This window comes from Bordetella genomosp. 2 (assembly GCF_002261345.1).
In the GTDB taxonomy this organism is placed as follows: Bacteria; Pseudomonadota; Gammaproteobacteria; order Burkholderiales; family Burkholderiaceae_B; genus Bordetella_A.
The window spans coordinates 733691-753037 of record NZ_NEVT01000003.1 but is presented as its reverse complement, the minus strand read 5'-3'; the positions used below and the strand labels follow the sequence as shown (position 1 = coordinate 753037).

Here is a 19347-nt window from a genome sequence, read left to right as displayed (position 1 = left end):
CGAGTTTGCAGATACGCGTCAGTAAGGGGATTCCCGGAGCAGCGGCCACACCCGCTCCACCCGCCATGCCACCCAGCCGGCCACCACGGCCTTGATCAGGTCGCCCGGCACGAAAGCCGCCACCGCCAGCGCCGCCTTGCCCGGTTCCATCTGCGTCACCGCCGCCAGCCAGGGCACGCCGACCGCGTATACCAATAGAATGCCCCCCGCCACGCACGCCGCCGCATACGCCGCCACCGCGAGCCCGCCGTGCTGCACGCGGGCGGCCGCGCGGCGCGCCAGCCAGCCGGTCGCCACGGCCCCCAGCGCCATGCCCACCAGGAACCCGCCGGTCGGCCCGAAAAACACCCCCAGGCCGCCCCGTCCACCCGGCAGCACCGGCAGGCCGATGGCCGCCAGCACCAGGTACAGCAGGCAGGCCAGGCCCCCGCGCAACGGCCCGAGCATGGCGCCGGCCAGCATCGTGCCGAGGGTCTGCAGGGTCACCGGCACCGGGATGGCGGGCAGCGGGATCGGCGGCATCAGGCTCAGCACCACGATCAGCGCGGCGAACAAGGCAATCAGCACGACATCTCTGGTTTTCATCGAAGGCTCCTGGTCGGAACGTCGTCGGGAAAGCAAACACGGCCGGCGGGCGCCGGCCACTCAACTGCGCGCATCGATCGCCTGGGCGATTTCGTCGGCCCGCTTGAGCGTGCGCACCACCAGCGGCACCACCAGGGCCAGCGGATGGCGCGCCAGCCCGCGCGCCGCCTGCGCCTCGCGGATCTCCTGGAAATGCCGCCAGATCTCCGGCACGAAGCGCAGGGCCAGCGCCAGGGCCAGGGCGACCTTGCCGGCGTCCAGCAGGCCGAGCCGCTGCAACGGCAACAAGGCGCGCTCGCAGACGGCGATCAAATCGGAACTGCGGGTCGACAGCGTCACCGCCAAGGCCAGCCCCACCAGCGCCACAATGCGCAGCAGCACGCCCAGCGCGTGCAGCCAGCCCTGGAACAGGCCCGCGAACAAGCCGATCGCGGCCAGCACCCACAGCAGCCCGCGCGTCTGGCGCCACAAGGCCGCCGCGCCCGCTCCGGTCGACCAGACCAACAGGCCCGCCACCCCCGCGGCCACGCCCAGCAGGCGCGGGTCGCGCACCAGGAACAGGCCGGCGCCGGCCGCCACCAGCGCCGCCAGCTTGAGGGCCGCCGGCAGCCGGTGCAACGGACTGCGGCCGCGCACGTACAAAGGTTCGATCATCATGCGCAGTGCTCGCGATACCAGCGCAGCGCCGCGCCGGGCGCGTCGTCGGCAGCAATGCGGCCATCCACCACGACCAGCACGCGCTCGAAATCCTGCAGCAGGTCCAGGTCGTGGCTCACCACCACGGCCGGCCGGTCGAGCTCGGCAATGGCGCGGGCCACCCGGTTGCGGTTGCGCAGGTCCAGCTGGGTGGTCGGCTCGTCGAACACCACCAGGGCGGGCTCCATGACCAGCACCGCGGCCAGCGCCACCAGTTGGCACTCGCCCCCGGACAAGGTGTGGCTGGCCCGGTCGGCCAGGTGGTCCACCCCCAGCCGCGCCAGGCTGGCCTGGACGCGCCGGGCGCATTCGGCCCCGTCCAGGCCGCGGTTTTTCAGGCCGAACGCCATGTCTTCGCGTACGATGGGATAGACGATCTGGTTTTCCGGGTTCTGGAATACGAACCCCACCCGGCGGCGCACGGCCTTCAGCTCGCGCCGGGTGTCCAGGCCATCCACCGTGACCCGCCCGGCGGTCGGCAGCACCAGGCCATTGAGCAGCTTGGCCAGGGTGCTCTTGCCGGCCCCGTTCGGGCCGACCACACCGATGCGCCGCTGCGCCAGGGTCAGGCTGACCCCGCGCAGCGCCTGGGAATGGGGCGTGGAAACAACCGCCTGGTCAAACTCGATTAACATGGGGTCGGATTATGCCCGAACCATTTCGCGGAACGGGACTCCAAGAGTGCATATGGAAAAAGTACGCAAAACCGACGCCGAATGGCGCGCCCAGCTCACGCCCGAAGAATACGCCGTGGTGCGCCAGAAAGGCACCGAACGCGCCTTCACCGGCCGTTACTGGAACACCACCACCCACGGCATATACCGCTGCGTGGGCTGCGGCACCCCCCTGTTCGCCTCCGACACCAAGTTCGATGCCGGCTGCGGCTGGCCCAGCTATTTCGAACCCATCGATCCGGCCCGGGTGCGCGAAGAACGCGACACCTCGCACGGCATGATCCGCACCGAAGTGCTGTGCAATATCTGCGACGCCCACCTCGGCCACGTCTTCCCCGACGGCCCCGAGCCCACCGGGCTGCGCTACTGCATCAACTCGCTGTCGCTCAAATTCGAACCGCTCGAAGACTGAATGAAGAAATTCCTGTTCGACCTCTTCCCGCTGATCCTGTTCTTCGTCGCCTACCGGTTCGCCGACATCTATACCGCCACGGCGGTGGCCATCGCCGCCTCGGTCGCCCAGTTCATATGGCTGCGCGTCACCGGCAAGCACATCGAGGCCACCCACTGGATCAACCTGTCGGTCATCGTCATCTTCGGCGGCGCCACCCTGTGGCTGCACAGCGACGTCTTCATCAAGTGGAAGCCCACCGTGCTGTACTGGCTGTTCGGCGGGGCGCTGCTGGGCGCGCGCCTGTTCGGCCGCAACCTCATGCGGCGCCTGCTCGGCACGCAGGTCGAATTGCCCGATCACGCCTGGGACAAGCTCAACCTGAGCTGGGCGCTGTTCTTCCTGGCGGCCGGCGCCATCAACCTGTATGTCGCGTTCTCCGGGCATTTCACCGAATCGCAGTGGGTCAACTTCAAGGTGTTCGGCCTGATGGGCCTGCTGGTAGCCTTCGTGATCGGCCAATCGGTGTGGCTGGGCCGCCACATCCAGCAGCCGCGCCAATCCGAGGCCGGCAACGACACCGGCAAAGACTGACCCGCCGCTTCATCGCCATTTCCATGCCTGACCACACCGACCGCATCGAACTCATCCGCGCGCGCCTGGCGGCGCTCGACCCCATCGCCCTGGACATCCGCGACGACTCCCACCTGCACGCCGGCCATGCCGGCGCGCAGGGCGGCGCCGGCCACTACCATGTGCACATCGTGGCCGCGCGCTTTGCCGGCCTGTCGCCCGTGGCCCGTCATCGCCTGGTGTATGATCTTTTGCACGATTTGATCCCTCATCCCATCCATGCGCTTGCGCTAGACGCCCAAGCTCCCCAGTAACGGCATTAAAGGATTCCCATGAAACGCATCGTGATGCTGGCCGCGGCTTGCGCGGTCGCGCTGCCCGCCTTCGCGCAGAACGTCGCCACGGTCAACGGCAAGGCCATCTCGCAGCAGGAACTGGATCAGTTCGTCAAGCTGCTGGTCAGCCAGGGCGCCACCGACTCTCCGCAGCTGCGCGAGCAGGTCAAGCAGGAAATGATCAACCGCCAGGTGTTCGTGCAAGCGGCCGAGAAAGACGGCATCGCCAAGCAGCCCGACGTGCAGACCGAGATCGAACTGGCCCGCCAGGGCATCCTGGTGCGCGCCCTGATGGCCGACTACCTGCAGAAGCACCCGGTCTCCGACAAGCAGGTGCAGGCCGAGTACGACAAGGTCAAGCAGCAGCAGGCCGGCAAGATGGAATACAAGGTCCGCCACATCCTGGTCGAAGACGAGAAAACCGCCAACGACCTGCTGGCCCAGGTAAAGAGCAACAAGGGCAAGTTCGCCGACCTGGCCAAGAAGAACTCCAAGGACCCGGGCAGCGCCGCCAATGGCGGCGACCTGGGCTGGGCCGCGCCCACCAACTACGTCAAGCCGTTCGCCGACACCGTCAGCAGCCTGAAGAAGGGCCAGCTGGCCGACAAGCCGGTGCAGACGCAATTCGGCTGGCACGTCATCCAGGTCGAGGACACCCGCCCGGTGGAATTCCCGCCGCTCGACCAGGTGCGCCCGCAGCTCGAAGAAATGCTGCGCCAGCAGACGCTGTCGGACTACCAGAAAGAACTGCGCGAAAAGGCCACGATCAAGTAATCCGCCGCGTCGCGCCCACACAAGAATGCCCGCATTGCGCGGGCATTCTTGCTTCTGGCCGCATCATCGAGACAGTGGCTGCACACTTCGGTGTCAGGCACCTAGTCCAAGCTACACGCCCAGCAGCGCCTTCAGGCCGTCCTCGTCCAGCACGGTGACCCCCAGCTCCTGCGCCTTGGCCAGCTTGCTGCCGGCATCCTCGCCCGCCACGACGTAGGCGGTCTTCTTGGAGACGGAGCCGCTGACCTTGCCGCCAGCGGCCAGGATGTGGCGGGTGGCTTCGTCGCGGGTCCAGTTGGGCATGGTGCCGGTCAGCACGAAGGTCTTGCCCGCCAGCGTATTGCCCTGCGGGCCGGCTTCTGCCACGGGGTGCACGCCCTGCTCCGCCAGCAAGTGGATGATCTCGCGGTTGTGCGGCTCGGCGAAGAAACGGCGGATCGAGCCGGCCACCACCGGCCCGACGTCGGGCGCGCCGGCCAGCGCTTCTTCGTCGGCGTCCATGATGCTTTCGATGGTGCCGAAATGACGGGCCACGTCGCGCGCGGTGGTCTCGCCCACGTGGCGTATGCCCAACGCGAACAGCAGCCGTCCCAGTGTCGGCGTGCGCGCCTTGTCGATCGCGGCCACCAGGTTCTCGGCCGATTTCTTGCCCATGCGTTCGAGCGCCGCCAGTTCGAAGGCGGTCAGGCTGTACAGGTCGGCCAGCGACTTGACCCGGCCGCTTTCCACCAGCTGATCGATCAGTTTCTCGCCCAGGCCGTCGATGTCGAGCGCCTTGCGGCCCGCCGCGTGCAGCAGGGTCTGCTTGCGCTGCGCGGCGCAGAACAATCCGCCGGTGCAGCGCGCGATGGCCTCGTCCTCGGGGCGCTCGATGGCCGAGCCGCACACCGGACAGGCGGTGGGCATGACGAACTCGCGGGCATCCGCCGGGCGCTGCTCGGGCACTGGGGCGACCACTTCCGGGATCACGTCGCCGGCGCGTCGCACCACCACCGTGTCGCCGATGCGCACGTCCTTGCGGCGGATCTCGTCCTCGTTGTGCAGGGTGGCATTGGTCACCGTCACCCCACCCACGAACACCGGCTGCAGCCGCGCCACCGGCGTGATGGCGCCGGTGCGCCCGACCTGCACCTCGATGTCGAGCAGCCGGGTGGTGGCTTCCTCGGCCGGGAACTTGTGCGCCAGCGCGAAACGCGGGGCGCGCGCCACGAAACCCAGCACTTTCTGGGCCGGCAGCGAATTCACCTTGTAGACGACGCCGTCGATGTCGTAGGGCAGGCCGGCGCGCTCGCGCCCGACCTGCTCATAGAAAGCCAGCAGCCCCTCGGCGCCGACCACCCGGCGGTTGTACCTGGCATTGACCGGCAGGCCCAGCTCGGCCAGCCACTCCAGCATGGCGCCGTGGCTATCGTGCGGCAGCGTGGACTCGTTGCGCACGCCAGGCACCGGCTCTTCGAACAAGCCTGCCTGCTTGCCCGGCAAACCATGCACCTCGCCCCAGCTATAGGCGAAAAAACGCAGCGGGCGCTGGGCGGTGATGCGCGGATCCAGCTGGCGCAGGCTGCCGGCGGCCGCATTGCGCGGGTTGACGAAGACTTTTTCGTCGCGCGCCGCCTGGGTGCGATTCAGGCGCTCGAAATCGGCCCGGTTCATCAGCACCTCGCCGCGGACTTCCAGCACGCGCGGCGCCGCCCCTTTCAGGCGCAACGGCACGACGCGGATGGTGCGCACGTTGGCGGTCACGTCCTCGCCGGTCTGGCCGTCACCGCGCGTGGCCGCCTGCACCAGGTTGCCGTCTTCATAGCGCAGGCTGATGGCCAGGCCGTCGAGCTTCAATTCGCAGAAATACTCCGGCTGCTGGTCCAGGCCCAGCAGCCCGGCCCCGCGCAAGGTCTCGGCGACCCGGCGGTCGAAGGCCTGCACGTCTTCCGGATCGAAGGCGTTGCCCAGCGACAGCATGGGCACCGCGTGGCGCACGCTGCCGAACGCCGCCAGCGGCGCTGCGCCGACCCGCTGGGTGGGCGACTCCGGCGTGACCAGTTCGGGATGGTCGGTCTCGAGCTGGACGAGCTCGCGCATGAGCGCGTCGTACTCGGCGTCGGAGACGGTCGGCGCATCCTGGACGTAATAGCGCACATTGTGCTGTTCGATCTCGGCGCGCAGTTGCGCGGCCCGCTGCGCCGCTTCGCGGCCGCCGACCGGTTTCGCCATTATGCGAACACCCGCTGCGCGCGCGGGCTGCCGGCCGGCAGCCCGGCCTGGTCGAGCTGCCCGAACAGCACCTGCAGCCGCTCGTCGATGACGGTTTCCGCGCCGTCGACCAGCGGCTTGCCCTGGTCGTCCACCAGTTCGGCATGCAGGCGCGCGGCCAGTTCGCGCCCCACGTCGACCATGCGGCCGAAGGCGCGCGGATCGGCCGGGCTGCACGGCACGTCGAGCAGCAGCAGCAGGCGATCGACGCTGGACATGCCGGCGTCGAACGCGGCCCCGTCGCCGCGGGCCAGGGTGAAGCGCGCCACGCCGTTATCGGCCAGCCAGGCCAGGCGCGGCCCGTCGGGGGCGAACCCGAGCTCGCGCGCCAGGCCGACCACCTCGGTGGCGCCACGCGGCGCGCCCAGCAGCAGGGTCAGGCCGACCTGGGTGTCGAGCGCGGCGCAGACGTCGTCCAGCTTGGCCGCGCGCTCCAGCACGGCCTGCTGGTCGGGCCCTTCGATGGTGCCTTCGAAGCGTTCGGCCAGATCCTGGGCGCGCGCCCAGGCCTGCGACCATTCGATAGCGGTGAGCGGGCCGCTGCGGTTGGCCAGCAGCACCGCCAGCTGCAGCGAAGCATACGATTCGCCGGCGTGGATGCGCGCCCGGTGGCGGCCGCCGTCGGTCTCGGCGAATACGCGTATCGGCTTGCGCCCCGTATGGCGCAGGCTTTGCATGTAGGGCAGCAGGTCGGCGCCGGGGGCCGGCTCGCCGAAATTGACCTCGATGACGATCTCGCAGGCGGGATCCGGCTCTTCGGCGTCGTCGCCGTCCGGGCTGGGCTCGGCCGCCTGGGCGGCGCCCGCCATGCCGATGCCGGGCTCGCGCCGCACCGATTCGCCGCCCGCGCGACTCTCGCCGGCGCCCAGCAGCGGGTCCTGCTCGGAGGCGGGAAAGTGCGCCTGCATGCGGTTTCGCGCGCGGCGATCCTGCCACCAGTTGAAACCCAGTACCAGCAGTATCAGCAGCACACCCAGGGCAATCAGCCCGATCTGCAAGTCGCTCATGTGTCAATCCTGCGCCGGCGGGACGGCGCCATTCGATAATTGGTTTATGCGGCTTCGGCGGCCATTTGCACGGCCGAATCAATGTCTACGGCAACGATACGCGAAACCCCTTGCTCTTGCATGGTAACGCCGACCAGCTGCTTGGCCATCTGCATGGCGATCTTGTTGTGCGAGATGAACAGGAACTGCGTCTGCTCGCTCATGCTGCTGACCAGGTTGGCGTAGCGTTCGGTATTGGCGTCGTCCAGCGGCGCATCGACCTCGTCGAGCAGGCAGAACGGCGCGGGGTTCAGCTTGAACAGGGCAAACACCAATGCCGTGGCCGTCAGCGCCTTTTCGCCGCCCGACAGCAGGTGGATGGTGCTGTTGCGCTTGCCCGGCGGCTGCGCCATGACCTGCACGCCGGCATCGAGGATCTCGTCGCCGGTCATGGTCAGCTTGGCCTCGCCGCCGCCGAACAGCTTGGGGAACAGCTCGCCGAAATGGCCATTGACCGTATCGAAGGTGGCCTGCAGCAATTCGCGCGTCTCGCGGTCGATCTTGCGGATGGCGTCTTCCAGCGTCTCGATGGCGGTCAGCAGGTCCTGCTGCTGCGAATCGAGGAATTCCTTGCGTTCGCGCGAGGTGTTCAGTTCGTCGAGGGCGGCCAGGTTGACCGACCCCAGCCCGTCGATCTGGCGCGAAATGCGGCCCACCTCGGACTGCAGCCAGTTGGCGCGGCGCCATTCGTCCGGCATGTCGGCCAGCTCGCGCGCCAGCGCCTCGCGATCGACCTCGCGGGCCTCGAGCTGCTCGGTGAACTGCTGCTCGGCCAGGCGGGCGGCCTGCTCCTGCAGTTGCAGTTCGGTGATGCGCGCGCGCAGCGGCTCCAGCGCGCGCTCCTGCTGCATGCGGTCTTCGTCGGCGCCGCGCAGCAGGGCCGACAGGTTGTCCAGTTCCTGGCGCGCCCGCGACAGGGCTTCCTCGCGCTCGGCGCGCAGTTCCAGGGCATCTTGCAGGCCCGCCTGCGAGGCCGAGGCGTCGAGCTCGGCCAGTTCGAGCTGCAATTGCTCCAGCTCGGCCGCGGCGCGCTGGCTCTGTTCGGCCGCCAGCTGGCGGTTGCGCTGCAGGTCGGCGATGCGCGACTGGATGCCGCGCTCGGCGAATTCGGCCTCCTGGGCGGCCCGCTCCAGTTCGCGCAGGCGCGCGCGCGCCGCCTCGGCCTGGGCGGCCAGGTCTTCGCCGGCGATCTCGGCATCGGCGAAGCGGGACTGATGTTCCGCCAGCTCGGCGTCGAGTGTCTCGAAGCGGGCCTCGGCCTCTTCGCGGGTGGCGCGCAGATCTTCTTCGTGCGCCGCGATTTCTTCGAGGTCCTGGCGCAGGCGCGCGGCGCGTTCGCCGGACTGCTCGGCCTGCTGCTGCAGGCGCGAATGTTCGAGCTGGATGTCGTGCACGCGGCGCGTCACCTCGGCCACGCGCTGGCGCGCCGGGGCGACCGCCTGCGACACCTGCTGCCAGGCGGCCTCGGCGCGCGCCACGGCGGCGCGCGCCTGGTCGGCGATGAGCTGCTGCGCCTTGATCTCGCGCTGCAGGTTCTCGATCTCCTGCTGGCGCGCCAGCAGGCCGGCCTGTTCGGAGTCGGGCGCGTAGAAGCGCACGCTATGGGCATCGACCACGTGGCCGGCCTTGACCACGCAGGCCGCGCCGGGCGGCAGGGTGGCGCGCAGGGCCAGGGCCTGGCCCAGGTCGGCCGCGGTGTAGACGTTGCGCAGCCAATCGTTGAGCAGCGTGCGCAGATCGGGATCGGTGATGCGCAGCAGGCTGGCCAGCGGGGTCAGGCCTTGCGGCGCGGCCGGGGCGGGCGCGGCCGCCGGCACCTGGTAGAACGCCAGGCGCGCCGGCGGAGCGTCGTCGGCGAAGGCGCGCGACCAATCCAGGTTGCGCACCTCCATGGCGGCCATGCGCTCGCGCAGCACCGACTCCAGGGCGTTTTCCCAGCCGGGCTCGATATGCAGCTTCTGCCACAGGCGGCCCAGGCCGGCCAGCTCGTGCTTGGCCAGCCAGGGCTCCAGCGCGCCCTGCTTCTGCACGTCCTCCTGCAGCTTGACCAGGGCGGCCAGCCGCGCCTCGAGGCGGGCCAGGCTCTGTGCTTCCTGGTGGGACGCCGCCTGCGCGCGGCTGCGCTCGGCGTCGGCCTCGGGCACGCGGGCTTCCAGGGCGGCCAGTTCCCCCTGGGCGGCTTCGAGCTGCTCCTCGCCGGCGGCGCGGTCGCCGGCCAGCTGCTCGAGGCGCGCGGGGTCGGGCGACTGCAGCTCGCGCAGCTCCTGCTGCAGGCGCTCGCGGCGCTGTTCGAGGTTCTGCAACTGGCGGTCGGCGTCGCGCTGGGTCTGCGCGACCAGGGCCAGGTTCTGCTCGACGCGCGCCAGCGCGCCGCGCATCTCGTCGCGCGCGGCGGCCGCGTCGCGCACCTTGGCCTCGGTGGCCGGCAGGCTGGCCTGGGCGTCCTCGGCCAGCGCGCGGGCTTCCTCGGTGCGCGCGGCGCCCGTGGCGAGGTCGTCCTCGGCCTGGGCGATCTGTTCGGTGCAGTGCGTCTGCTGGGTATCCCACTCGGCGATCTGTTGCTGCAGTTGCTCGCGGCGCGCCTGCAGGCGGTTGCGCGAATCGACCACGTGGCGGATCTCGGCCTCGAGCCGGCTGACCTGGGCATTGGCCTCGTAGAGCTGGCCCTGGGCGGCATGCACCGCGTCGCTGGCCGCGTAATGAGCCTGGCGGCGCGATTCCAGCTCGGCCTCGCCGGCCCGCAGGCCCGCGATGGCGGCTTCCAGGTCGTTCTGGGCCTGGGCCATTTCCTGGCTCTTGCGCGCGCGCTCGTCGCGCGCCCCGGTTTCCTTCAGCAGCCATAGCGCGTGCTGCTTCTTTTCGCCGTCGGCCTGCAGCTCGCGGTACTGCCGGGCCACCTCGGCCTGGGCCTCCAGCTTTTCGAGCTGGCTGCCGAGCTCGCGCAGGATGTCCTCGACCCGGGTCAGGTTCTCGCGCGTGTCCGCCAGGCGGTTCTCGGTTTCGCGGCGCCGCTCCTTGTAGCGCGATACGCCGGCCGCCTCTTCGAGGAACACCCGCAGTTCTTCCGGGCGGGCCTCGATCAGGCGGTTGATCATGCCCTGCCCGATGATGGCGTAGCCGCGCGCGCCCAGGCCGGTGCCCAGGAAGATGTCATGGATGTCGCGGCGCCGCACCTGCTGGTTGTTGACGTAGTAGCTGCTGGTGCCGTCGCGCGTCAGCACGCGCCGCACCGCGATCTCGGAATAGGTGCTCCACTGGCCCGCCGCCCGGCCTTCGCTATTGTCGAACACCATCTCGACCGAGGCGCGCGCCGCCGGCTTGCGGTTGCCCGAGCCGTTGAAGATCACGTCCTGCATGGATTCGCCGCGCAGCTCGGAAGCCTTCGCCTCGCCCAGCACCCAGCGCACCGCATCGATAATATTGGACTTGCCGCAGCCGTTCGGGCCCACCACGCCCACCAACTGGCTGGGCACGGGAATCACGGTGGGGTCGACGAACGATTTGAAGCCGGCGAGTTTTAGTTGAGTCAGGCGCACAGTACGATGACGGACGGGTGAAGTTGAACGAAAGGCGTTAACGGACCTGCCGCACGGATGCGGGCCGGCCCCGCGGGGCCGTCGCATGCGGATCGTATGATACCCCAGGGACGCCTCCTGCCCCGGCCTTGGCCGGCGGCGGCCTGATGCGGAAAAACCCGCCCCAGGCGCATCGGACGCTATACTCGCTGACACTTTTTTGCATACGAAACAGGTTTTTCAACGCCGCCGGCCCGCCCTGGCGGCATCGGGGATTCTCTTTTGAAACGCGGGTTCTATCTGGTCATGGCTGCGCAGGCCTTCTCGTCGCTGGCGGACAACGCGCTGTTCATCGCGGCTATCGCCTTGATACTGGAACTGCAAGGCCCCGACTGGATGGCGCCGCTGATGAAATGGTCGTTCGCGCTGGCCTACGTGGTGCTGGCGGCCTTCGTCGGCGCCCTGGCCGACTCGTTCCCCAAGGGTCGCGTGATGTTCGCCACCAATGCCCTGAAAGTGGCCGGCTGCCTGCTCATGTTCATGTACGCCAGCCTGGGCGTACCCCCGACTCACCAGACCTACCTGGTCTGCCTCGCGTACGGCCTGGTCGGCGTCGGCGCCGCGGCCTATTCCCCCGCCAAGTACGGCATCGTCACCGAAATGCTGCCGCCCGAGATGCTGGTCAAGGGCAACAGCTGGATCGAAGGCCTGACGGTCATGTCCATCATCCTGGGCACGGTGCTGGGCGGCCTGCTGATCTCGCCGGCCGCCTCCAAGCTGCTGCTGGAACACGCCCAGATCGGCCGCTGGGTCCACACGCCCGCCGAGGCCGCCATCCTGGTCATCGCCTTCGTGTACCTGCTGGCGGCCCTGTGCAACCTGCTGATCCCGCATACCCATGTGCGCTATCCCCCCCAGCAGAAGAACCCGGTGCAGCTCACCATGACCTTCGCCAGCTACGTGCGCGTGCTGTGGCAGGACAAGCTGGGCCAGATTTCGCTGGCGGTCACCACCCTGTTCTGGGGCGCGGGCGCGGTGCTGCAGCTGATCGTCATCGAATGGGGCCGCAGCCACCTGGGCTACCGGCTCGACGAAGCCTCGATGCTGATGGGCGTGGCGGCGCTCGGCACCGTCGTCGGCTCCATCCTGGCCGGCCGCATCCCGCTGCGCAAGGCGCTATGCGTATTGCCCGTCGGCGTGCTGATGGGCCTGGTGGTGCTGCTGATGCCGCTGGTGCACTCCACCTGGAGCGTCTACGCCCTGCTGCTGGTCACCGGCGGCCTGGCCGGGTTCTTCGTGGTGCCCATGAACGCCCTGTTGCAGCATCGTGGACACGTGCTGCTGTCGGCGGGTCATTCGATCGCGGTGCAGAATTTCAACGAGCAATTGAACATCCTGCTGATGGTCGCCATCTATACGGTGCTGCTGTGGCTGCAATTGCCCATCAACACCATCATCGTGCTGTTCGGCCTGCTGGTGGCGATCCTGATGATCCTGTTCATGCGCTGGAGCCGCCGCAACCTGTCGGCCAACCCGGCGCTGCACGAGCAGATCGGCCAGGAAGGCCACGGCCAGGCGCTCAAGGCGCCCCACTAAAGGCGGGCCGGCGCCGGCCCGGGGCCTTCCAGGGACCAGGCCCTAGCCCAGGCGCGCCGCCAGGCGCAGGTCCTGCCAGGCGCGCGCCTTCTCGCCGGGGCTGCGCAGCAGATAGGCGGGGTGATAGCTGACCACTACCGGAATTTCGCGGCCATCGGGCGCGGCCAGTGTATGGCGGCGGCCCCGCAGGCTGCCGATCGTGGCATCGGTGCCCAGCAGCGTCTGCGCCGCGAAGCGGCCCAGGACCAGGATGCGCTCGGGCTTGAGCAGCTCGATCTGCCGCATCAGGTAGGGGCTGCAGGCCGCGATTTCTTCGGGCTTGGGGTTGCGGTTGCCGGGCGGCCGGCACTTGATGACGTTGGCGATGAAGACGTCTTTCTCGCGGCTCATGCCCACCGAGGCCAGCATGGCGTCCAGCAGTTGCCCGGAACGCCCCACGAACGGCAGGCCCTGGCGGTCTTCCTGCTCGCCGGGCGCCTCGCCCACCACCATCCAGCGCGCCGGCTGGGCGCCCGTGCCGAACACGGCATGGCGGCGGCCGTTGCACAGCCCGCACGCCGTGCACTGGACCACCTGCTCGCGCATCGCCTCGAGGTCGTTGGCGGGCACCGGCACCGTGGCTGGGGCCGGCGCGCCGGCGGACGCCGGGACCGGCGCCTTGTCGACGGGAGCCGGACGTGCGGGCGCGGCGGCGGACGGCGCGGCCGCCGGGCCGGGCGCGCCCCCGGCCGCGGCGACCGGCCGCGAGACCGGTGCCCGCGCGGCGTCCGGCCGCGGCGCGGCGGGGGCCGCGACGGAACCGGCCGGCAGCCAGGTCTTTTCGATGCCGATCTCGCGCAGCCACAGCTTCTGCAGGGCATTGACGCGCGGGGTGGCGGGCATGGAAGGCGGGAGGGTCACGGCCGGGCTCCGTCGCGGGCGAGGTTTTTCTGCATGACCAGCGCATCCTCGCGCTGGCCCCTGCCCGCCGGATAATAGCCTTTGCGCACGCCGATGCGCAGGAAGCCCTGGCGTTCATAGAATGCCAGGGCCGTCTGGTTGGACGGCCGGACCTCCAGCAATATGCCCGGCAGGCCGTGATCGCGCGCGCACTGCTCGCACCACTCCATCAGCCTGCTGCCCAGCCCCTGGCGATGGTGCGCACGCGCCACGGCGATCACCAGCAGATGCGCCACGTCCGGAGCCAGCATCAGCACACAGAAGCCGGCCAGCCGGCCATCCTGGCGCAATACCCGGCCCTCGTAGCCGGACGCCAGCGCATCGGCGAAATTGCCGCGCGTCCAGGGGAACGCTTGCACCTCGGCCTCGAGCGCCACCACCTCGTCCAGGTCGGCCGCCGTCATGGGCGCCAGCACGGGGGCCGCCAGCGCCGGCGCCGCCCGGGGGTTGCCGCCCTGGCCGAGCTCGCGCTCCAGCGTCGTGAACGCCACCTTGTCGCGCACATATAGCGGCGCCGCCAGTTCCGGCGCCACGGCCTCGCCCCGCTGCCAGGCCAGCCGCGCCAGCCGGGCCACCGCGGCGGCTTCCGGGCGCGCGGCCGGCGCCCGGCGCCAGGCGGGCGGCAGGCGCATGTCGTCTGGGTAGATGTCCCAGGCATCGCCCGCGGCCAGCGGCGCGGCGGCGCTGCCGGCGGCGGCCGACCAGGCCGGCAGGTGGTGCCCGGCCCAGGCCACCGCCTCGTCGGCGGCGATCAGCATGGGCACCTGCACCACCTGCCAGGCGCCCCCCGCCGGACGCACGTAGGCAGCCAGATAGACCTCGCTCATGCGGGCATCCAGCGCCACCAGCACGATCTCGCCGGGCGCGGCGGCGGCCTGCTCGGCCACGGCCAGGTGCGACACCACCGGCAGCACCGGGATATCCAGGGCCAGGCCCATGCCCTGGGCCACGCCGCAGGCCACCCGCAGCCCGGTGAAGCCCCCCGGCCCCTGGCCGAACGCCACCGCGTGCAGATCGGCCGGGACCAGGCCCGCGCGCGCCAGCAGCTCGCCCGCCATGGGCAGCAGGCGCTCGGCGTGCTCCTGGGCGCCCTCGTGCTCGAGGACGCTGACCTGCGGCCCCTGGGGGGTTTCGCGCAGCAGGGCCACCCCGCAGCGCGAGGAAGACGTTTCTAGGGCCAGCAGGTTCAATTCCATAGGGGCCGATTGTACGAAATCAGCCTGCCCGCCCGGGGTTGACAGCGAGGGATTTCAACCTTACCGCGCAATGTGTAATATCTTGTGAACACCCTCTAGCCGCTGGTTCTCGTCGCTGTTACATTTCCGGCCATGAATACTCAAAACACCAATCCCATCCGCAAGATCCTCGTCGTCGACGACGACCCGCGCCTGCGCGATCTGCTGCGCCGCTACTTGTCGGAACAAGGATTCAACGTCTTCGTCGCGGAAGACGCCAAGGAAATGGGCAAGCTCTGGCAGCGCGAACACTTCGACCTGCTGGCGCTCGACCTCATGCTCCCCGGCGAAGACGGCCTGTCGATCTGCCGCCGCCTGCGCGGAGGCCACGACAACACGCCCATCATCATGCTCACCGCCAAGGCCGAGGAAATCGACCGCATCGTGGGCCTCGAGATGGGCGCGGACGACTACCTCTCCAAGCCGTTCAACCCGCGTGAACTGCTGGCCCGCATCAACGCGATCCTGCGCCGGCGCGGCACCGAGGAACACCCCGGCGCCCCCAGCCAGGAAAACGAATCCATCGCCTTCGGGCCGTATGTGCTCAACCTGTCCACCCGCACGCTCACCCGCAACGGCGAACAGGTGCCCATCACCACGGGCGAATTCTCGGTCCTCAAGGTGTTCGCGCGCCATCCCAAGATCCCGCTGTCGCGCGACAAGCTCATGGAACTGGCCCGCGGCCGCGAATACGAAGCCTTCGATCGCAGCCTGGACGTGCAAATCTCGCGTCTGCGCAAGCTGATCGAGCCGAACCCGTCCAAACCGGTGTTCATCCAGACGGTCTGGGGACTGGGCTACGTGTTCGTCCCGGATGGCGGCAGCTGATCATTCCGCTCGACCCGGGCAGGAGCGCCGTCTCGTGCCCAGCTTGCGCAAGTTATCCCGCAACCTGACCTCACGCCTGAGGCTCGGGCTGTTCGGCCGCACCTTCCTGTTGCTGGCCGCCCTGATGCTGGTCAGCCTGGGCGCCTGGCTGCAGGTGTTCTTCAGCATGGAACTCGGGCCGCGCGCCAACCAGATGGCGCAGCGGGTCATCACGGCGGTCAACATCACCCGCACGGCGCTCATCTATTCGAATGACGCCGAGCGCAGCAAGCTGCTGCTCGACCTGGCCACCAACGAAGGCATCCAGGTCTACCCGCGCGAAGTCACCGATTTCACCGAGGCCCTGCCCGACGACAACTACTGGCAGCGCGTGGCCCAGCACATCCGCACCCGGTTTGGCCCGGAAACGCAGATTTCCTGGGGGGTGAACCAGGTGCCCGGCTTCTGGGTGAGCTTCCAGATCAACCAGGACCTGTACTGGCTGGTGTTCGAGCGCGAACAGATCGGCCTGACCGGCGGCATCGAATGGCTGGGCTGGGGCGCCACCGCGCTGCTGCTGTCGCTGGTGGGCGCGGCGGTCAGCGTGGGCTTCGTCAACCGGCCGCTGTCGCGCCTGGCGCGGGCGGCGCAGGTGCTGTCGCGCGGCGAGACCCCCGCGCCGCTGCCGGAACAGGGCCCGCTCGAGATCCGCGACCTCAACGCCTCGTTCAACCGCATGGCCAAGGACCTGCGCCAGGCCGAGGCGGACCGCGAACTGATGCTGGCCGGCATTTCGCACGACCTGCGCACGCCGCTGGCGCGCATGCGCCTGGAAATCGAAATGAGCGGCGTCTCCGAAGACGCGCGCCAGGCCATCGACGAAGACCTCGGCCAGATCGACCACAGCATCGGCCAGTTGATGGAATACGCGCGTCCGGCCGGCACCCTGCCCCAGATGGCCACCGACATCTCGGCCGTGCTGACCGAGCTCTACGAGCGCGAGCGCAGCCATACGGCGTCGATGGGCGGGGAACTCGAAGCCGCCATCGAACCCGGGCTGCGCGCCCGCATCACGGCGCTGGACCTCAAGCGCGTGGTCAGCAACCTGATCGAAAATGCCCGCCGCTACGGCCGCTCCACCGACGGGCAGGCGCACCTGTCGATGACCCTGCACGCCGAAGGTAATACGCTGGTCATCGAAGTATCGGATCGTGGTCCCGGCATCGCCCCCGAGGAAGTGGACCGCCTGCTGCGGCCCTTCTCGCGCGGCGAGGCCGCGCGCACCGGGGTCAGCGGCGCGGGCCTGGGGCTGGCCATCGTCGAACGCCTGCTCAAGCACGTCGGCGGCTCGCTGAAAATGCTGTCGCGCCCGGGCGGCGGACTGACCGCGCGCATAGAGATCCCCAAAGCCAGATTTAGAAATTATCAATTAGACAGCGATAACCAATAGCGTAGAATTTAGGGTTTGAGGCGCTGCCTTCATTCCACCCAACAACTTACGGGAGTACTCATGAAAACTGTTGGCGATAAACTCGAGCCCTTCAAGGTCACCGGTGTCAAGCCCGGCTTCAACCAGCACGAAGAAAACGGTGTTTCGGCGTTCGAAGACATCACCGAAAGCTCGTTTCCCGGCAAGTGGAAGGTGATCTACTTCTACCCGAAAGACTTCACGTTCGTGTGCCCGACCGAAATCGTCGGTTTCAACAAGCTGGCCAAGGATTTCGAAGACCGCGACGCCGTCCTGCTGGGCGGTTCGGTCGACAACGAATTCGTCAAGCTGGCCTGGCGCCGCGAGCACCCGGACCTGAACAAGCTGGGCCACTACCAGTTCGGCGACACCACCGGTTCGCTGGTCGACCAGCTCGGCGTGCGTGACAAGAACGAAGGCGTCGCCCTGCGCGCCACCTTCATCGTCGATCCGGACAACACCATCCAGCACGTGTCGGTCAACAACCTGAACGTCGGCCGCAACCCCGAAGAAGTGCTGCGCCTGCTCGACGGTCTGCAAACCGATGAGCTCTGCCCGTGCAATCGCACCCTGGGCGGCGCGACGCTGTAATTCTTCCGGCCCGGCTTGTCCGGGCTTTTCCTGCTCCAGATTATAGGTAAAAACTATGGAATTCCTTTCAGCAATCAAAGATCAACTGCCGGATTGGGCCAAAGATATCCGCCTGAATCTGGATGCCGTGATCGCCCGCTCCACCCTGCCCGCCGAGGACGCCCTGGGCGCCGCCCTGTCGGCCGCTTTCGCCGCGCGCAGCCCCGTGCTGATCGAAGCCTTCAAGAGCGGCCTGTCCGAAGGCGACGCCAATGCCGCCCTGACCGCTTCCGCCCTGATGGGCATGAACAACGTCTGGTACCCGTACGTCGAGATGAGCGGCGATGCCCAGCTCAAGAGCCTGCCGGCGCAGCTGCGCATGAATGCCTACGCCACCCACGGCGGCGTGGACAAGAAGCGTTTCGAGCTGTTCGCGCTGGCCGCCTCGATCATCGGCAAGTGCCACTTCTGCGTGCAGTCGCACTACGAGAACCTGAAGAAGGACGGCCTGAGCGTCGAGCAGTTGCGCGACGTGGGCCGCATCGCGGCGGTGGTCAACGCCGCCGCCCTGTCGCTGGCCGCCCAAGGCAAGTAAGCGGCCGCAACAAGTCAGCGCCAGGTGTCTGACACCCCTGCGGGGTGTCAGACATCTTCTCCTACCGAAACGCAGTTCCCACGCAGCCCGGCCCCGCGCCGGGCTGCGCGCGTCATGAGGCGCGCGCCAGCAGCGCCACCACGGTGGCCGCGATCCCTTCCTTGCGCCCCAGGTAGCCCAGCCCCTCGTTGGTCTTGGCCTTGATGTTGACCGCGGCCGGATCGATGCCCGCATCGGCCGCCACATTGGCCACCATGGCCGCCGCGTGCGGCCCGATCTTCGGGGCCTGGGCATGCACCGTGGCGTCGATGTTGACCGGCGCCCAGCCGGCCGCCCGCACCTTGGCCACCGCCTCGCGCAGCAGCACGCGGCTGTCGGCGCCGCGATAGGTCGGGTCGGTGTCGGGAAAATGGCGGCCGATGTCCCCGAGCCCGGCCGCGCCCAGCAGAGCGTCGGTGATCGCGTGCAGCAGCACGTCGGCGTCGGAATGGCCCTGCAGCCCGTGGGTGTGCGGAATGGTCACGCCGCCGATGATGAGCGGCCGGCCGGTGACCAGCGCATGCACGTCGTAGCCCTGCCCGACGCGGAAGGGGAAATTCATAGCCATTTTTCCATCAGTTCGAAATCGTCCGGCCAGGTGACCTTGAAATTGCGCAGCGCGCCCGGCACCAGCAGCGGCGCATGGCCGGCCGCCTCGATCGCCGAAGCCTCATCGGTGACGACGGCGCCGCCGGCGCTGGCCGCGGCCAGCGCGGCGCGCAGCATCCCGGCCCGGAACATCTGCGGCGTCTGCGCCAGCCACAGGCCGTCGCGGTCCAGCGTGGCGCGCACGCGCGGCCCGCCCGACTTGACCGTGTCGGCCACCGGCAGGGCCAGCAGGCCGCCCACGGCATCGGCCAGGCACGCGTCGATCAGGCGCGCCAGCGCCTCGCGCGGCAGCCCGGGCCGGGCGGCATCATGCACCAGAATCCAGGCATCGTCGCGCGCGCCGCTGTCGGCCAGCGCGTTGGCGACGGTATCGGCGCGCGTCGCGCCGCCGCACGGCCGGCAGGTGGTGCGCGGCAGGCCGGCCAGCGCCTGCAGGGCCCAGCCGTCGTCCGGCGACACCGCCACGCGCACCTCGCCGATGCGGGCATCGGCCAGCAGCGCCGTCACCGCGTGGCGCAACATGGGCTGGCCCGCCAGCAGGCGATATTGCTTGGGCAAGCCCGGCGTGCCGGCGCGCGCGCCGACGCCCGCGGCGGGCACGATGGCGATCAGGGAATCAGTCATGGCCGGGAGATTTTATAATCTTCCGC

19 protein-coding genes are annotated in these 19347 nt (G+C 69.1%); 9 read left to right on the top strand and 10 right to left on the bottom strand.

Annotated elements, in window-relative coordinates; genetic code table 11:
* Positions 1–18: 18 nt before the first annotated feature.
* Genes CAL24_RS05695 through CAL24_RS05685 form a run of 3 tightly spaced genes read right to left on the bottom strand, consistent with a single transcriptional unit; the run spans position 19 to position 1916 of the window.
* On the bottom strand, positions 19–585 hold the full coding sequence (locus tag CAL24_RS05695; protein WP_094805975.1) for a biotin transporter BioY: 567 nt from the start codon (positions 583–585) through the stop codon (positions 19–21).
* Positions 586–645: 60 nt separating this feature from the next.
* Positions 646–1239, bottom strand: coding sequence for an energy-coupling factor transporter transmembrane component T family protein (locus CAL24_RS05690; protein WP_094805974.1), 594 nt, complete (start codon positions 1237–1239; stop codon positions 646–648).
* Positions 1239–1916 (bottom strand): energy-coupling factor ABC transporter ATP-binding protein, encoded by a 678-nt coding sequence (locus tag CAL24_RS05685; protein ID WP_028356422.1) that lies wholly within the window; start codon positions 1914–1916, stop codon positions 1239–1241. The genes CAL24_RS05690 and CAL24_RS05685 overlap by 1 nt, the downstream gene beginning before the upstream one ends.
* A 52-nt stretch (positions 1917–1968) precedes the next feature.
* Between CAL24_RS05685 and msrB the strand changes: the two genes are divergently transcribed.
* The 4 genes from msrB to CAL24_RS05665 are packed head-to-tail and all read left to right on the top strand — an operon-like array spanning position 1969 to position 4028.
* Complete coding sequence (gene msrB, locus CAL24_RS05680; protein WP_028356423.1) at positions 1969–2367, top strand: peptide-methionine (R)-S-oxide reductase MsrB; 399 nt, start codon at positions 1969–1971, stop codon at positions 2365–2367.
* Entirely contained in the window at positions 2368–2940 is a 573-nt protein-coding gene (locus tag CAL24_RS05675) for a septation protein A (RefSeq protein WP_028356424.1), read from the top strand.
* Positions 2941–2963: 23 nt separating this feature from the next.
* Positions 2964–3233, top strand: a complete 270-nt coding sequence (locus CAL24_RS05670; RefSeq protein ID WP_028356425.1) for a BolA family protein — start codon at positions 2964–2966, stop codon at positions 3231–3233.
* 18 nt (positions 3234–3251) lie between these two features.
* Complete coding sequence (locus CAL24_RS05665; RefSeq protein WP_028356426.1) at positions 3252–4028, top strand: peptidylprolyl isomerase; 777 nt, start codon at positions 3252–3254, stop codon at positions 4026–4028.
* 111 nt (positions 4029–4139) lie between these two features.
* Here the strand turns inward: CAL24_RS05665 and ligA are convergent, their stop codons facing one another.
* From ligA to smc, 3 genes are read right to left on the bottom strand one after another with little or no spacing between them, the layout of a single operon-like run.
* The gene (gene ligA / locus CAL24_RS05660) at positions 4140–6239 is read right to left on the bottom strand and encodes an NAD-dependent DNA ligase LigA (protein WP_094805972.1); all 2100 of its coding nucleotides are present in this window, start codon (positions 6237–6239) and stop codon (positions 4140–4142) included.
* Positions 6239–7285 carry a cell division protein ZipA C-terminal FtsZ-binding domain-containing protein gene (locus CAL24_RS05655; protein WP_094805971.1) on the bottom strand — a complete coding sequence of 349 codons (1047 nt, stop codon included), beginning with the start codon at positions 7283–7285 and terminating at the stop codon, positions 6239–6241. The genes ligA and CAL24_RS05655 overlap by 1 nt, the downstream gene beginning before the upstream one ends.
* A gap of 44 nt (positions 7286–7329) precedes the next feature.
* Positions 7330–10860 carry a chromosome segregation protein SMC gene (gene smc / locus CAL24_RS05650; protein WP_094805969.1) on the bottom strand — a complete coding sequence of 1177 codons (3531 nt, stop codon included), beginning with the start codon at positions 10858–10860 and terminating at the stop codon, positions 7330–7332.
* Positions 10861–11121: 261 nt separating this feature from the next.
* On the opposite strand from smc, the gene lplT reads away from it, so the two are divergent.
* Positions 11122–12435: a lysophospholipid transporter LplT gene (gene lplT, locus CAL24_RS05645; RefSeq protein WP_028356430.1), complete on the top strand. Its 1314-nt coding sequence runs from the start codon at positions 11122–11124 to the stop codon at positions 12433–12435.
* 42 nt (positions 12436–12477) lie between these two features.
* Here the strand turns inward: lplT and CAL24_RS05640 are convergent, their stop codons facing one another.
* Positions 12478–13317, bottom strand: a complete 840-nt coding sequence (locus CAL24_RS05640; protein ID WP_432759284.1) for a uracil-DNA glycosylase — start codon at positions 13315–13317, stop codon at positions 12478–12480.
* A gap of 14 nt (positions 13318–13331) precedes the next feature.
* On the bottom strand, positions 13332–14570 hold the full coding sequence (gene tsaB / locus CAL24_RS05635) for a tRNA (adenosine(37)-N6)-threonylcarbamoyltransferase complex dimerization subunit type 1 TsaB (protein WP_094805966.1): 1239 nt from the start codon (positions 14568–14570) through the stop codon (positions 13332–13334).
* Between the two features lie 132 nt (positions 14571–14702).
* Here tsaB and risA point away from each other — a divergent pair, with 132 nt between their 5' ends.
* From risA to CAL24_RS05615, 4 genes are read left to right on the top strand one after another with little or no spacing between them, the layout of a single operon-like run.
* Positions 14703–15437, top strand: a complete 735-nt coding sequence (risA, locus tag CAL24_RS05630) for a response regulator transcription factor RisA (protein WP_094805964.1) — start codon at positions 14703–14705, stop codon at positions 15435–15437.
* Between the two features lie 34 nt (positions 15438–15471).
* Positions 15472–16866, top strand: a complete 1395-nt coding sequence (gene risS, locus CAL24_RS05625) for a sensor histidine kinase RisS (RefSeq protein ID WP_028356433.1) — start codon at positions 15472–15474, stop codon at positions 16864–16866.
* 60 nt (positions 16867–16926) lie between these two features.
* Positions 16927–17475, top strand: a complete 549-nt coding sequence (locus CAL24_RS05620) for a peroxiredoxin (RefSeq protein WP_028356434.1) — start codon at positions 16927–16929, stop codon at positions 17473–17475.
* Positions 17476–17530: 55 nt separating this feature from the next.
* Positions 17531–18049 (top strand): carboxymuconolactone decarboxylase family protein, encoded by a 519-nt coding sequence (locus CAL24_RS05615; protein ID WP_028356435.1) that lies wholly within the window; start codon positions 17531–17533, stop codon positions 18047–18049.
* 112 nt (positions 18050–18161) lie between these two features.
* Here CAL24_RS05615 and ispF read toward each other — a convergent pair whose 3' ends face one another.
* A complete protein-coding gene (ispF, locus tag CAL24_RS05610; protein WP_094805961.1) occupies positions 18162–18650 on the bottom strand; it encodes a 2-C-methyl-D-erythritol 2,4-cyclodiphosphate synthase in 489 nt (162 codons plus the stop codon).
* Entirely contained in the window at positions 18647–19321 is a 675-nt protein-coding gene (gene ispD, locus CAL24_RS05605) for a 2-C-methyl-D-erythritol 4-phosphate cytidylyltransferase (protein ID WP_094805959.1), read from the bottom strand. Before ispD ends, ispF begins: the two co-directional genes overlap by 4 nt.
* Positions 19322–19347 lie beyond the last annotated feature (26 nt).